At 46.0% G+C, this 14,780-nt stretch carries 11 protein-coding genes; 4 read left to right on the top strand and 7 right to left on the bottom strand.

From position 1 onward, the window contains the following. From DN062_RS16700 to DN062_RS16715, 4 genes are all read right to left on the bottom strand, one after another. On the bottom strand, positions 1-2,481 hold a 2,481-nt coding region (locus DN062_RS16700; RefSeq protein ID WP_133256777.1), incomplete at its 3' end, for a coiled-coil domain-containing protein. Positions 2,482-2,816: 335 nt separating this feature from the next. Then, entirely contained in the window at positions 2,817-3,548 is a 732-nt protein-coding gene (locus DN062_RS16705) for a response regulator transcription factor (RefSeq protein WP_112160442.1), read from the bottom strand. Between the two features lie 21 nt (positions 3,549-3,569). Further along, entirely contained in the window at positions 3,570-5,213 is a 1,644-nt protein-coding gene (locus DN062_RS16710; RefSeq protein WP_162301320.1) for an ATP-binding protein, read from the bottom strand. A 117-nt stretch (positions 5,214-5,330) separates the two neighbouring features. Next, entirely contained in the window at positions 5,331-7,508 is a 2,178-nt protein-coding gene (locus tag DN062_RS16715; protein WP_112160444.1) for a malate synthase G, read from the bottom strand. Positions 7,509-7,642: 134 nt separating this feature from the next. Here DN062_RS16715 and DN062_RS16720 point away from each other — a divergent pair, with 134 nt between their 5' ends. Then, entirely contained in the window at positions 7,643-8,548 is a 906-nt protein-coding gene (locus DN062_RS16720; RefSeq protein WP_112160445.1) for a LysR family transcriptional regulator, read from the top strand. Between the two features lie 26 nt (positions 8,549-8,574). Here DN062_RS16720 and fdxA read toward each other — a convergent pair whose 3' ends face one another. Further along, positions 8,575-8,898 carry a ferredoxin FdxA gene (gene fdxA, locus DN062_RS16725; protein ID WP_112160446.1) on the bottom strand — a complete coding sequence of 108 codons (324 nt, stop codon included), beginning with the start codon at positions 8,896-8,898 and terminating at the stop codon, positions 8,575-8,577. A 337-nt stretch (positions 8,899-9,235) separates the two neighbouring features. Here fdxA and DN062_RS16730 point away from each other — a divergent pair, with 337 nt between their 5' ends. From DN062_RS16730 to DN062_RS16740, 3 genes are all read left to right on the top strand, one after another. Beyond that, a complete protein-coding gene (locus tag DN062_RS16730; RefSeq protein WP_133256778.1) occupies positions 9,236-10,306 on the top strand; it encodes a phytanoyl-CoA dioxygenase family protein in 1,071 nt (356 codons plus the stop codon). Positions 10,307-10,542: 236 nt separating this feature from the next. After that, the gene (locus tag DN062_RS16735; protein ID WP_112160448.1) at positions 10,543-11,274 is read left to right on the top strand and encodes a porin family protein; all 732 of its coding nucleotides are present in this window, start codon (positions 10,543-10,545) and stop codon (positions 11,272-11,274) included. A 19-nt stretch (positions 11,275-11,293) separates the two neighbouring features. Next, positions 11,294-12,346 carry a linear amide C-N hydrolase gene (locus DN062_RS16740; protein ID WP_112160449.1) on the top strand — a complete coding sequence of 351 codons (1,053 nt, stop codon included), beginning with the start codon at positions 11,294-11,296 and terminating at the stop codon, positions 12,344-12,346. 109 nt (positions 12,347-12,455) lie between these two features. Here DN062_RS16740 and DN062_RS16745 read toward each other — a convergent pair whose 3' ends face one another. Continuing rightward, positions 12,456-13,727 carry an O-acetylhomoserine aminocarboxypropyltransferase/cysteine synthase family protein gene (locus tag DN062_RS16745; RefSeq protein ID WP_112160450.1) on the bottom strand — a complete coding sequence of 424 codons (1,272 nt, stop codon included), beginning with the start codon at positions 13,725-13,727 and terminating at the stop codon, positions 12,456-12,458. A 120-nt stretch (positions 13,728-13,847) separates the two neighbouring features. Next, positions 13,848-14,774 (bottom strand): serine O-acetyltransferase EpsC, encoded by a 927-nt coding sequence (gene epsC, locus DN062_RS16750; RefSeq protein ID WP_112160451.1) that lies wholly within the window; start codon positions 14,772-14,774, stop codon positions 13,848-13,850. Positions 14,775-14,780: the final 6 nt, after the last annotated feature.

Below are 14,780 nucleotides of genomic sequence, written 5' to 3' on the forward strand. Positions count from 1 at the left end.
TACATTGTCACTCAAGGCGGCATAGAGTGCTGCCACTTCGCTTTCCAGTGCAGAGGCTAAATCAGCGGCTTCTGCCGATGCGATAAAGGCTTCGAGAACCGCGATTTTGGCTTCAGCATCAGCAAAAGCGGCTTGCAGTGCTAACACCAACTCCAGCGCTTCATCGCCGTCTAAGGCATTGATTTGATCCTGCAGATTTGCCAACTCAACATTGATGCTAGCGACCGCTTGGTCAAGCTTGTTTTGCATTTGCGTCTGTGCAGCAACCAACGCGCTGTTTAAGCTCGAAACCTCAGCCGCTAGTGCGTCTGCATTGGCAGCATCGCCCGCCGCCGATAAGCTTGCCAACTTGGCAAGATCAGCTTGAGTAGCCGCTAATTGAGCAGCCAAGGCAGATAAGTCAGCCGCTGTTGCACTTTCGGTGTTCAGACCATTAATTTGTGCTTGCAGATCGGCTATAGCGGCATTCAAGGCTGCAGACAGCTCATTGGATACTTGATCAATATTGGCTTGCAGGCTGGCTTGGAGGGCATTAAGTGAGCTGTTCAATGTCGCTACATTGTCACTCAAGGCGGCATAGAGTGCTGCCACTTCGCTTTCCAGTGCAGAGGCTAAATCAGCGGCTTCTGCCGATGCGATAAAGGCTTCGAGAACCGCGATTTTGGCTTCAGCATCAACAAAGGCGGCTTGCAGTGCTAACACCAACTCCAGCGCTTCATCGCCATCTAAGGCATTGATTTGATCCTGCAGATTTGCCAACTCAACATTGATGCTAGCGACCGCTTGGTCAAGCTTGTTTTGCATTTGCGTCTGTGCAGCAACCAACGCGCTGTTTAAGCTCACAACCTCAGACGCTAGCGCGTCTGCATTGGCAGCATCGCCCGCAACCGATAAGCTTGCCAAAGTGGCAAGATCAGCTTGAGTAGCTGCTAATTGAGCAGCTAATTCAGATAAATCAGCAACGGTTGCACTTTCAGTGTTCAAGCCATCAATTTGCGCTTGCAGATCGGCAATCGCCGCATTCAAGGCAGACGATAGATCGTTGGACACTTGGTCAATATTGGCTTGTAGACTTGTTTGCGCTGCCGCCAAGTCATCTGTCAGTTTTTGAGACAGCGTGGCTATTTGAGCTTGTAAGGTTTCACCGACGGCTTCAGCAACGGTCTTTAATGCGTCAATATCCGCTTCGAGTGCGGAGATAGCCGTGTTTAACGAGGCCAACTCGGTAGCTGTTGCCCCAGATGTTGCTTCTAATGCTGCAATTTTTTGCTGTAAAGCATCAATCAAACCGGAAATTTGTGGAATTGATGGAAAAGACAACACATCAATGCGTTCAATAATGGCATCGACTTGCGCATTTTCAACGGGCTCGCCATTGATTTGAATCGATACACCGCCTGTTTCATCGGCACCAAAGCCTATTAACGTAAGGTTTGGCGTGGCTAAATAGGCCTCTAACTCTGCTAATTCTGCTTCAGAACTTAATTCAAGTGTTAACGCACCGTGACCGGAGACACTCACCAAAGATGCAAGCGCTTTGAATTGTGACAGCGTTAGTACAACCCCTGAGTTCACTTCGATATCAATAATGCCGGAAATGTTAACGCCAGACAGGTCCAGTGTTCCGTTTTTTACTTCTATCTTGCTGAAGCCTCTGATATCACTGTCAGCGGCAAGTTTAACAACATCGTTGGCATCAGCAAAATCAAAGACCAGCTTGTTGTTTGAGCCATCTATATTTGTGATTAAAGTGATGGTGCGTGTATCACGACTGCCTGCGGTTACATCGTTGATCTTGAAGACGACATCATCGTTGGATCCCTTAATATCTCCGACAACTTCAATGCGAGTTGCATTCGGTGCATTAATTTCAAACACATCTTCGTTTTCGGTGCCGACTAAGCGTATGACAAAAGACTCTGCTTCCACTTGACGTGGATTACCCGGGTTAGGGTCTTGCTCCATGATGTCGGTGGGATCTGTTGGTGTTGGATCTACTGGTGTTGGATCCATCGGCTCTGGCATCAAAGGTGAACTGGAAGAGCCACTGCTTGAAGAAGTTAAAGCAACACCCGCGAGCAACCCTGCGCCTACAAACAAAGGTGATATTGAGCTTGTTGCGCTTCCTGCCGAAGCAGTATCAGGCAGCGCCGCACCAGCCTCATCGGAAATGGGTTCATCTGTAGATATTTCTTCTGAGGCGATAGCAACCTGCGCCGTCAAGTCACCTAAAGTGGCTGGATCAATCATTTCATCCAGATTTAAGACGTCCTCTTCTTCCTCTAATGATTTTTTGATTCTCTTCAACAGAGCCGTATTTTTCTGGAGCGTGCTCGTGAGTGCCTCATTCTGAGGCTGTGGTGTCAGCCCATCCAATTCTGGTGTTTCTGGGCTCAAAGGCAGGCTAACATCTGCAAATGCATGCGTATCTTGGTTATTATTATCGATTGAAACATTTAAGCCTTTGTTTTCATTTTCCATTCGAGCGCTCTCCAAAGAGTAATTCTTTGTCATAGTAGTGAATATGTTTCGGCACTTTAGATGCACAAAGCTATTAACAGCAGCCGACTAATAGCTTTATGCATCGATCTTCAGCTTAACCAAAACAAGCGTTAGTTTGAGTTTTTACATGGCTTTATCAATCTAAAATCGAGGTATGCCATGCTGTTTGACTCTAACAAAGGCGGCCAACAAAGGTAATGAATGAAAAATGAACGAGGTTCATTTGAATAGAAAACTGATCTGGATCAATATTTGTTTGAAACAGATCAATCTGTGTTTGACTGGATTTTACTGGATACGCCAAGCAGTAAGGATCAGCTCGAACGCTCTTTTTGGCCCATCCGATACCCTGCTCCGGAGACCGTCACCAATGGACTGATACCACAGTGTTTGATAAATTTTTTACGGATACGGTAGACCAAAGCGTTCACTGACTCGACACAAGTTAAACGAGCGGACTCAGGCAAGCCTTCGATAATTTCATCTCGTGTGACCACCGAACCATTGGCGCGTAACAAATAGAGCAACAATTGGTACTCTCCCTGGGTCAACGACATTTCACCCGCTTGATTATGCTGAACTCTTTGCGTCTTTGTACACAAATACCAGCCGTCAAATAAAGGATACTGATTAATGGCTTTTGTATCCTGAGATCCAGATAAACTCGGTTGTGTATGCCGATCCTGACGAACAAGCGCATTGCGCACTTGCATCTCTAGCTCCAACAAACCAAAAGGTTTAGTGATAAAAACATCTGCTCCCTTTTCAAAACAGTCGAGCCTGACTGTATTCCCTTGTCGACCAGACACAATAAAGACAAGTATATTATGTTGCTGACGCATGGAGCAGAGCAACTCAATCCCATCTGCATCGGGTAAATTCAAATCCATGATGATTAAGTCAAATTGAGAGTTGACTAGCTGCTCAGAAAACGCGTGCCCAGTGTGTGTAACCGTAACCTCGTATCCATAATTCTGTAAAAACTCACTGACGATCTCAGTCAGATTAAGATCATCTTCTAATAAAAGAATACGTTTACCCAGCATTCATACAACCTTATTATTTTTTCATTCTAGGGGGAGCCATAGCTTGAACTCACTGCCCTTTCCTTCGGCACTAATCAATTCAATGCGTCCGTTATGTAAGTGTACGATTCGCTGAACAATATACAAGCCCAATCCAAAACCAGACACACCTTCAACGACACCTCTTTGATATTTACCAAAAATCGTTGGCTGCTGTTCGAGCGGTATTCCGATACCTTGATCTTTCACCCTAAACAACACGCCTTGTTCAAACGAGCTAGCACCCAGTTGCAGCGTACCCCCTTGTGGGGAGTATTTAACAGCGTTATCTACGAGATTATTAAGTGCAATCAACAGTAACTGTTTATCACCTAAAAATTTTTTTGATTCAACTTGAATGTCAATCATAAAACTCTTTGAACAAATAGTGTCTGCATAGGCTTTAAGTGAGCGCATCACCTCTTCAGTTTCAATCCATTCAGAATGTTGACGCCACGCAGAGTTTTCAAATCGATCCTGCACCAGTGCATTGTTCACCAACTCAATCAGTTGTGAGGTCGCCTGACTTTGTTTCTTCAAGGTCTTTGCTTTTTGCTCAGGATCTGTTTGAAGAGCAAGAAGCTCAAAACCTGTTTGAATTACGGTGAGTGGTGTTCTAAACTCGTGTGTTACCATGCGCATAAACTGCTGCTGTTCTAGTCGTGCTTCATGTTCCTCCTTGAGTGCATTTTCTAGTTTAAGGCGCGTAAGATTGAGCGCCGCTACCAACTCCGTCTTTTCGTTTACCTTTTCCTTCAGTAACAAGTCTTGTTTTGAAAGCTCATTATTCAGTTTTTTCAGGTGTTTATTCCAGTATAAAAATAACACTAGGCAAAGAATGAAGAAAAAGCTCGTTTTAAAGGCCAAACTATAGTCTATACCTTGGTAGACACTAATCGACACATGACGATTCAATGCCTCTTGAATCTCTTGAGGAGTAAGACTTGCCACTCCTAAATCCAATATTTCTCTAAGTTCTGGTTCTGACTGAAGAACACCGATTCTGAAATTATTATCAAAATTAGGCAGCAAGCCCGACACCTTTAAATTAAACAAGCCTTGCTGGCGGATCGTAAAGGCGGCCATAGTTAACGAACGAATGGTCATATCTGCTTTTTTCTGCTCAACCATCGCCACCGCGTCACGTTCAGTATCGACCACTTTGAGAGCTAAGTTAGGATAGGTACGTCGAACAAACTCTTCAATACTGGTCCCTTTTGGCAACACAACGACTTTATCCACTAAACCTGCTGGATTAGGGATGTACTCATGGTTTTGATGTGTAATAAAAACATTCGGGTCATTGAAGTAAGGTTCTGTGAATAACAACCACTGGCTGCGCGCTTCCGTTTTATTTAAAAACGCCAAAATATGGCAATCACCTGCTTGTGCTGCTTGTAGGCTGTGATTCCAATCATCTGTTGGGTAAACGCTGAGTTCAACATCAACACGCTGCGCGACTAATCGGATAAGATCAGCCGCAATACCGACAAAATCACCATTGGGCAAAAGGCGCTCATAAGGCTCCCAATCCGGGTCAACGCACATTTTGACGGGCCCCAGTTCGGCTAAATACGCCCGCTGCTGCTCATTTAAAACCACATCAGCCATGGCTGAAAAAGACAGACTTAAACTAAAAAAAATCAAACAGAAAAACTTAATAAAAGAGCAGATATTCTGCATTGTTATGGCATCTCAGCATCAATAAAAAAGGCACCTAATTTAGTAGGTGCCTTTTATTATACAGCTTTAATCTGAATTAAATTATTTAGCCAGTGCTTTTGCCTCAATACGACGACGGTGCAATACAGGCTCAGTGTAACCATTTGGCTGCTTGCGTCCTTCAAACACCAACTCACAGGCGGCTTTAAAGGCAACGCTCTTGTCAAAGTCCGCAGCCATTGGCTGGTAAAGAGGATCATTGGCATTTTGACCATCTACTACCTTCGCCATGCGCTTCATGGTTTCCATGACCTGCTCGGTAGAACAAATATCATGATGTAACCAGTTCGCAATATGTTGGCTGGAAATCCGCAGTGTTGCGCGGTCTTCCATTAAGCCCACATTGTTGATGTCTGGTACTTTTGAACAGCCAACGCCTTGATCTACCCAACGAACAACGTAACCCAAAATACCCTGTGCGTTATTGTCTAACTCTTGCTGAATTTCTTCAGCTGACCAGTTCGGAGTCTCTGCCACAGGAATCGTTAAAATATCGTCCAAGCTCGCACGTGCACGTAACTTCAACTCTTCCTGACGCGCAAACACATCCACTTTATGATAATGCATCGCGTGCAAGGTAGCCGCCGTCGGCGAGGGCACCCATGCTGTATTCGCACCGGATAAAGGATGGGCGATTTTTTGCTCTAACATATTGGCCATCAGATCTGGCATGGCCCACATGCCTTTACCGATTTGAGCACGACCTTGCAAACCACAAAGCAAGCCATTATCAACGTTCCAGTCTTCATAGGCTTTAATCCATGGCGTAGCCTTAATGTCATTTTTACGCAACATCGGACCTGCTTCCATCGAAGTGTGCATTTCATCACCGGTACGATCCAAGAAGCCCGTGTTAATAAAGACAACACGTTCTTTCGCCGCACGAATACACTCTTTCAAGTTAACGGTGGTGCGACGCTCTTCATCCATGATGCCCATTTTCAGGGTGAAACGCTCAAGACCCAAGGCATCCTCAATACGTGCGAAAAGCTCATTCGCAAAGGCCACTTCTTCTGGGCCATGCATTTTTGGCTTAACGATGTACATAGAGCCCGTTACGCTGTTTTTAAACTTACCCAATCCTTTGACATCGTGAATGGAAATGAGCGATGTTACGAGACCATCCATGATACCTTCTGGAATTTCGTTACCATCTTTATCCAAAATCGCATTGATCGTCATCAGGTGGCCGACATTACGCACAAACATCAAACTGCGGCCTTTTAGCGTCACGGTTTGACCATCAACCCCTTTATATTCACGATCCGGATTCATTTCCCGGACAAAGGTGCGACCGTTTTTCTCAATGCTCTCGGTCAAGGTACCCTTCATCAAGCCTAACCAGTTACGATAGACCTGAACCTTGTCGTCAGCATCAACCGCTGCAATTGAATCTTCGCAATCCATGATTGTCGAGAGAGCGGACTCCATCAGAATGTCTTTAATACTAGCGCTGTCGGCTTTACCTATGACACTGTTCGCATCAAATTGAATTTCGAAATGCAGACCATTATGGCGCAATACGATGGCTGAAGGCTGTGATGCATCTCCCAAGTAGCCAACGAGCTGATCTGGATTTTTAAGAGCAACGGTTTCACCCGTTAGTAAGGTCACCTGCAGAGCTCCTTCTACTATGGCATAGCCTTTTGCTCCGACGTGCGAACTTTCAGCCAGCGGGGCAGAGTCGTCCAAAAACTGACGCGCAAACGCTACCACTTTTTCACCACGAACAGGGTTGTACGCTTGGCCTTTTTCGGCCCCGCCCTCTTCGCTGATTGCATCTGTTCCATACAGCGCATCGTATAGACTTCCCCAACGCGCATTGGCGGCATTCAGGGCATAGCGCGCATTCATAACTGGAACAACTAGCTGAGGACCAGCCAAGGTTGCCATTTCTGGATCAACATTGGTGGTGGTCGCCGTAAAATCTTCACCTTCTGGCAATAAATAGCCAATTTCAGATAGAAAGGCTTTGTATTCGGTCATACTCAAAAGATGACCTTTGCGAGCGGAGTACCACTCATCAAGCTGCGCTTGGATGGCATCACGCTTTGCCAGAAGCTCGCGGTTTTTAGGCGCTAAATCGTGGATAATCTCATCGAAGGCTTTCCAGAAAGCAGCTTGATCGACGCCTGTACCGGGTAACGCTTCATTATTGATAAAATCATAAAGTGTTTCTGCTACCTGCAGATTTTCAACCTGAATTCGTTGCTGACTCATGGATAACGCCTCTTATTTTCATACAGTAGGTAAGGATAACACTGTATTAGGATTTTCTTTCATTCGATACTATAAAAAGGCAGTATACTATTGAATAGCAATTTTTTATTTTCTGTCGATACCTGAGGTATTGAGTGGACCGATATACCGAACTTCGCACCTTTGCATTAGTGGCTGAGCATGGCAGCTTTGCTGCAGCCTCCGTTGTTGAAGGTGTCACGCCGATTATCATGGGGCGGCGCTTAGATGCCTTGGAGAAACGCCTAGGTGTCAAACTCATGCATCGTTCGACCCGTGGCCTTAAACTCACCGACCTAGGCGAGCAGTTTTTAGAGGGCGCTCAGCAACTGCTTAAGCAGTTCGACACGCTTGAATCAGGCATTACGGCCAATCGTCATAATGTCAGAGGGCATCTAGTGGTGTCGGCACCGGCCGGATTCGGTCGTAAACACGTAGCACCGCATGGCCCTGCCTTTCAAGCCTTATATCCGGACGTGCGCATTTCATTTAACCTGACGGACAGCGTGATAGACTTGGTACGCGAAGGCTATGACCTTGCTATTCGTATTGGCGCGGTTGAAGACCCAAACTATGTGCCCGTGCAACTCTACCCCAATAAGCGCGTTCTCTGTGCATCTCCTCTTTATCTTGAACGCCACGGCGTCCCTCAGACTCTGGAGGACTTAGCCGAGCATAACTGTTTGGCATTCAATCTAATGGGTGGGCAACATCGGGGTTGGAGTTTTATTCGCGACAATAAACGTGTCACCATCAAAGTCTCTGGCAACCTAGACTGCAATGACAGTGAACTGCTCTATGATTGGGTTAAACTCGGACTGGGCATCAGTTGGCGTTCTACTTGGGAAATCCAAAAAGAACTGAACTCCGGCGAACTCGTTACCTTTTTAGATGAGTATGCAATGCCTGAATACAATATTCAGGCGGTGTATCCTGAGCAGCGTTTTTTACCCGCTAAGATTGCCTACTTTATTGATTTCTTAAAGCGCACCTACAATGAGCCCGGTTATTGGGAAAGTTAGCCACCGTCATGTAAACACTTGAGTCTTCAACGCTTTAGGTACTGCAATTTACCAGCTTTGCCATCCCAGTCGGCCGCATCAGGCGCCGCTGCTTTGTAGTCGGTGATGTTGGGCCAAATTTCTGCAAGCTCAGCATTCAATTGGACAAACTCCAATTGATCATCCGGCAAATCATCTTCTGAGAAAATGGCTTTCGCTGGACATTCAGGTTCACAAAGTCCGCAGTCGATACACTCATCTGGATGAATCACCAGAAAATTAGGCCCCTCGTAGAAACAGTCAACTGGGCAGACCGCAACACAATCTGTGTACTTACATAAGATACAGTTTTCAGTTACGACAAACGCCATTTATAACACTCCAATGAATCGCTGAAATCATATTGCATAGACTGTTGAACTTTAGCACACTTTACCTACTTGAGCCTCTGGCACCTGTCATTTTACTGAAGAATACAAACGTCGCCTACCGAGGACTTAAAGCTCCTTCAACGCTAAATATGAAGACCGCGAATTGAAGAAAAAAGTTGGCCTAGTGTAACTGCACTGTTAAGATTCTCTTTGAAGGGCTAACTGGAATATTTACAATCTTCTATAGTTACTCTATTCACTTTGGATCGTTCATTACAGGAGGTACGCGGCCATCTGAGTTGTCGGCTGTGCGAGATTTTCTTTTGCAATCTCGAACGTGTCAACCCTACTTACGCGTAACATTATGGAAGCGCTTTTACGTCTTTTATCACCCTTGCTCCGTTGGTTCGTCTGGATAATTGAACCCTTTACCTGGGCAAAAAGTTTCAGACAAAACCCAATCCTCGGAAACTATTGGCTCAATCGTTGCGGTTTGCATGTCACACGCGTGGTCATCGCTCAAGCGTTGTTTCATCTAAGACTATGGCTCCTCTCGCCTCTTGTTCCCGCCGAGCAGCGTCGTCAGTTTATCCGTGAGGGCTATGTTCTGATTGAGAACTATCTGCCGCCCGAACAATTTGAACGCTTGCAATCAGAGACGGTTAACTACTCAGGCCTTATCCGCGAATTTGTTGAAGGAACAACCCTCACACAACGCAGCTTTATGACGGAAGATATTCGTAATCAACTGCCCGAGCTGAATGCGTTTACACAAGCCAAACCCCTTGATCGCTTAATGCGTTGGTGTTCTTCAAAAAACAGGCCGCCTTTTTTCTTCATTGAGAACCTATGCAATCACGCCAACGTGGTGCCTCAAGCCGATCCACAGCGTGACTTGCATGCAGATACCTTTCACCCTTGTGTAAAAGGCTGGTTGTTTTTAGATCCGGCCAATGATGATAACGGCCCTCATGTGTATGTCCCTCGCTCTCACCGTTTAACCTGGGCAAGGTTAAAGTGGGAATACAAGGAAAGCTTAATCGCTTCTTTAAAAGGCAAGGATCGCCCAGCGGGTCGCTACTGGGATGGATCATTTAGGGTGACACCGCAAGCGCTAGAAGAGATGGGGCTGGAAGCCACAGCTTTGCATGTTCCGGCAAACACACTGCTCGTGGCAAATGTTTACGGTTTCCACTGCCGAGGAGCCGCCCAGAAACGCAGCCACCGCATGACCGTCTGGATGCAAGCAAGGGACAACCCCTTCAATCCTATTTTCACTCCCTTTCCAAAAGCCACCAGCCGTATTTTCGAGTGGGTGTGGAAGGGCGAACTGGCGCGTCAAGATCAAGCAAAAATTAAAGAAGGGATTCAACGCAATTACGAAGGGAAATTTGATCGCAGCCATTAACATGAGTAGACCAAATTTACTGTTAGCAACAGATCTAAAAGTACTTATAAAAACGTAAAAATTAAAATAAGAATCTTATCAATCTGCAACTGACGATTAAAGTAGCTAACTATGTAGGCTTTGTAAAATATCCGTTACCACAAGGATAAACAGGCAGCGAAGTCAGTTGTAGGTTGCATTCCCGAATAAACCACCCAGTGGGTCGTTGTATTAACTAATTAAAAAATAGGTTTTTTATGTCAAAGCACCTAAATTACTCTCTCATCTCAGCAAGTCTGCTGCTTTCGTCTTTGTCCGCTCAGGCTGTAGAAGACACATGGACATCGAGAGTTGCTTTATATGGCTGGGCCACGAGTGTCGATACAACAGCCGCTCACCCAGATTTGAGGCCCGTGACAGTCGAGCGGAGCTTTAGTGACATATTCAAATCAGTTGATTTTGCCGCAATGGGACTTTTAGAAACCCGAAAAGGAGACTACGGTATTCTACTGGATGGCATGTATGTCAACATGAAAGATGGTGCCTCAGCAGGACCCTTAAGTGCAGCCTTAGAACTCGACTTAACGACATTAATGCTAGCAGGACAATACCGAATACAACAAACTCACCGCAGCTATTCAGATTTAATGATTGGTGTACGTGGCTGGTCAGTGAAAACAGATATTTCGATAGACCCTATCAACATACAAGATAATCGCTCGAAACAATGGGCCGATTTAATGATCGGTGCCAAGGGCATATACAATTTAGATCAACACTGGTTTACATCTTGGTCTGCCATGGTCGGCGGTTTTGACCTTTCCTCTAATTGGGTCAGTGATATACATGTCGGCATGGGCTATCGTTTGAATGAACACTCGGCGATACAGTTTGGTTATCGTTATATGGATGTAGACTATAGCCAAGGAAACTTCGATATAGATACTAAGCTAGGAGGCGTGTTACTGGGTATCGATTACCGATTTTAACCTGAATGATGAGGTTTCAATGAAGAAGCTAACAACCGCTGTTTTGTCTGGATTATTCGCAGGTTCACTTGCTTTATCCAGTGTGACTCATGCTTGTACTCGAATGGTCTACCTTGGGCCTGATGACATGGTAATTACGGGTCGTAGCATGGACTTTTCTTTAGACATCCCTGCAAACATCTGGGCTTTCCCTAAGGGTATAGAACGTGATGGCGTCGTGGGCGAGAACTCTGTTCGTTGGACGTCTCAATACGGCAGTGTAATAACGAGCTCTTGGGATATAGCAACAACAGATGGTATGAATGAAAAAGGATTAGTTGCTAACCTGCTATGGCTCGTTGAGTCAGAGTATCCCGCCTTTGAAAAAGATGGCGACCTTCCTGGCCTCGCTGTTTCTTTGTGGGCGCAGTATGCATTAGACAATTTTGCAAGCGTGGAAGAAGCCGTCAATTTCTTTAAAGATGAACCCTTTGCTGTCGTTTCAGACTATATTCCAGGGACCAACAAGTTTACAACCGTCCACTTATCCTTGTCCGACAGCAGTGGCGACAGTGCTATTTTAGAATACATCGAAGGCAGGTTGGTCATCCATCACAACCGTGATTACCAAGTAATGACCAATGATCCACCTTTTGAGCAACAACTGGCGATTAAGGGCTATTGGGAGAATATTCCTGCGACACTATTCTTACCCGGTAGTAATCGAGCACAAGATCGCTTTGTTCGCGCGTCCTACTATATTAACCATATACCGCAAACCAGTGATCCCCAAGTTGCAGTGGCAAGTGTCATGAGTGTCGTTCGCAATGTATCCGTGCCATATGGCATTTCTGCCGATGATCAGCCACACCTTTCCAACACACGCTGGAGAGTCGTTTCAGATCAAAAAAATCGCATCTACTATTACGAGAATGTTTTGACACCAAATGCCATTTGGGTCGACTTCAATAACATGGACTTTAACGAGAATGCGCCTGTTAAAAAACTAGCCTTATCAGAGGGGGAAATCTATGCCGGAGAAGCCAGCCAATTCTTTGTTGAGTCTGAACCGTTTAAATTTATGGGACTGTAATTAAGTTCTAGTCGAGAGAAAATTCTTTTGATAGGCCAACCAATCGTAAAATTGATTGGCCTCTCTTTATATGATTTAACCAGTACGAACCGTCACTAAGCCTGGCCGTTTATACCTGCTGAAACGCCTGCTCAAGATCGGCAATCAAGTCCTCTGGATCTTCCAACCCTATCGACAAACGCACAGTGCCTGGCTTAACCCCAGCCGCCGCCAGCTCTTCATCGTTTAACTGACGATGAGTGGTTTCAGCGGGGATTGCAGCCAAGGATTTACTATCCCCGATATTCACCAAGCGTAAGAATATTGCCAAGGCATCGTAGAAACGTCGAGTTGCTTCTCGGTCACCGTCGATACCAAAGCTAAGAATACCAGATGCTTTTCCGCCCAAATATTCTTGAACCAGTGCATGGTCCTTATGAGATTCAAGTCCGGCATAATCAACCCAGCTGACCTTAGGGTGCGCTTCTAACCAGTGGGCAATCTGCAAAGCGGTCGTCGATATGCGCTGAATACGCAATGAAAGTGTCTCAAGCCCTTGTAACAGCATGAAGGCATTAAAAGGCGATATCGCCGCGCCCATGTTACGCAGCGGCACGACTCTTGCCCGACCAATAAAGGCCGCTGGACCAAAGGCTTCGGTATACACCACCCCATGATAGGAAGGGTCCGCTTGATTCAATAACGGGAAGCGCTCGGCATGATCTGCCCAAGGAAATTTCCCCGAGTCCACAATAATACCGCCAACAGTGGTGCCATGTCCGCCAATGTACTTGGTCGCAGAGTGAATAACGATATCAGCACCGTCTTCAATGGGACGCCATAAAAAAGGAGATGGCACGGTATTATCCACAATCAAAGGCACGCCATGACGATGCGCGATCTCTGCAAGTTTACGCACATCGGCAACGCCACCGGATGGATTGCCAATGGTTTCAGCAAAGACGGCCTTGGTTTTTGAATCGATGGCGTTTTCCAGGGCGGCCAGGTCATTTTTGTTAATAAAGCGAACTTCGATCCCTTGACGAGGCAACGTATGCGCAAACAGATTATAGGTTCCACCATACAACTCACTGGTCGAAACAATATTGTCACCCACTTCAGCCAGCGTTTGGATGGCATAGGTAATCGCCGCCATACCCGACGCGACCGCGAGCGCAGCAATACCACCTTCTAGTGCCGCAACGCGCTTTTCTAATACATCCGTCGTTGGGTTCATGATCCGAGTGTAAATATTGCCTGGCACTTTCAAGTCGAACAAATCTGCGCCATGTTGGGCGTTATCAAATGCGTATGAAGTGGTTTGATAAATAGGCACAGCAACTGCTTTGGTAGTGGGATCTATCTCATAACCTGCATGAAGGGCAAGGGTTTCCAATTTCATTTGTTATTGTTCCTTATTCGATTGACTTAAAGAACCCATTAAAAAATAGGTCTCATTCGTGTTTACATCAGAAAAGATCATACTCTATCAATAAGGGTTTTCAAGTATAGGAGACTCGTTTCACTCGCCTTTTGCGCGCTGTTCTTCGCAGCGCTGCTCGTGATTTGCCTGCGTAATTTGACTGTTAGGCGGAACGCTATGCGTCAACCAAACATTCCCTCCGATACTAGAACCACGACCAATGGTGATACGCCCTAGCAAAGTAGCACCTGCATAAATCACCACTTGATCTTCAATCACAGGATGGCGTGCACCGCCTTTGATTAAACTGCCTTGCTCATCCACTTCAAAGCGCTTAGCCCCTAAAGTGACCGCTTGGTATATGCGCACACCTCTACCAATGATGGTCGTTTCGCCAATGACGACACCAGTACCGTGGTCGATAAAAAAGGACTCTCCTATCGTGGCTCCAGGGTGGATATCGATACCGGTTTCAGAATGCGAGATTTCAGCCATGATTCTCGCTAAAAGGGGCAAGCCGAGCTTAAACAACTCATGCGATAACCGATGAAAAATGATTGCGCGCACCCCCGGGTAGCACAAGAGCACCTCATCCATGCTGCGTGCAGCCGGATCGCCCTTGTAGGCGGCTTCGACGTCAGTATCAAGAACACTGCGAATATCCGGCAAGCGCAATGCAAACTCACGAATTGCAGCAATGGCTTTTTCACGCGTTTGAGCAAAAGGCTCTGGTGGATTCTGCCCGAATCGAAGTTCTAAAACGGCTTGATCCAACAGGGTATTAAGGGCTTTATCGAGTGTATAGCCAATGTAGTGATCTTCAGCCTTAGGCTTAAGATCCGAAGGCCCTAAACGCATTGGAAATAGCGCTGAAGCCAAACCTTCGCTCACTTGATGCATCACATCTAGGGATGGAAATTCACGGCCATTAATCTCTGGATCACGTTGGCGAGCACGTCGCCAATGCTCGCGACGTGCTCTGAGTTCGCTTACTAACCCGTCCAACCCCCAGTCCACATTACTCATAGATTA

The sequence above is a fragment of the Nitrincola tibetensis genome (assembly GCF_003284585.1).
Lineage (GTDB): Bacteria > Pseudomonadota > Gammaproteobacteria > Pseudomonadales > Balneatricaceae > Nitrincola > Nitrincola tibetensis.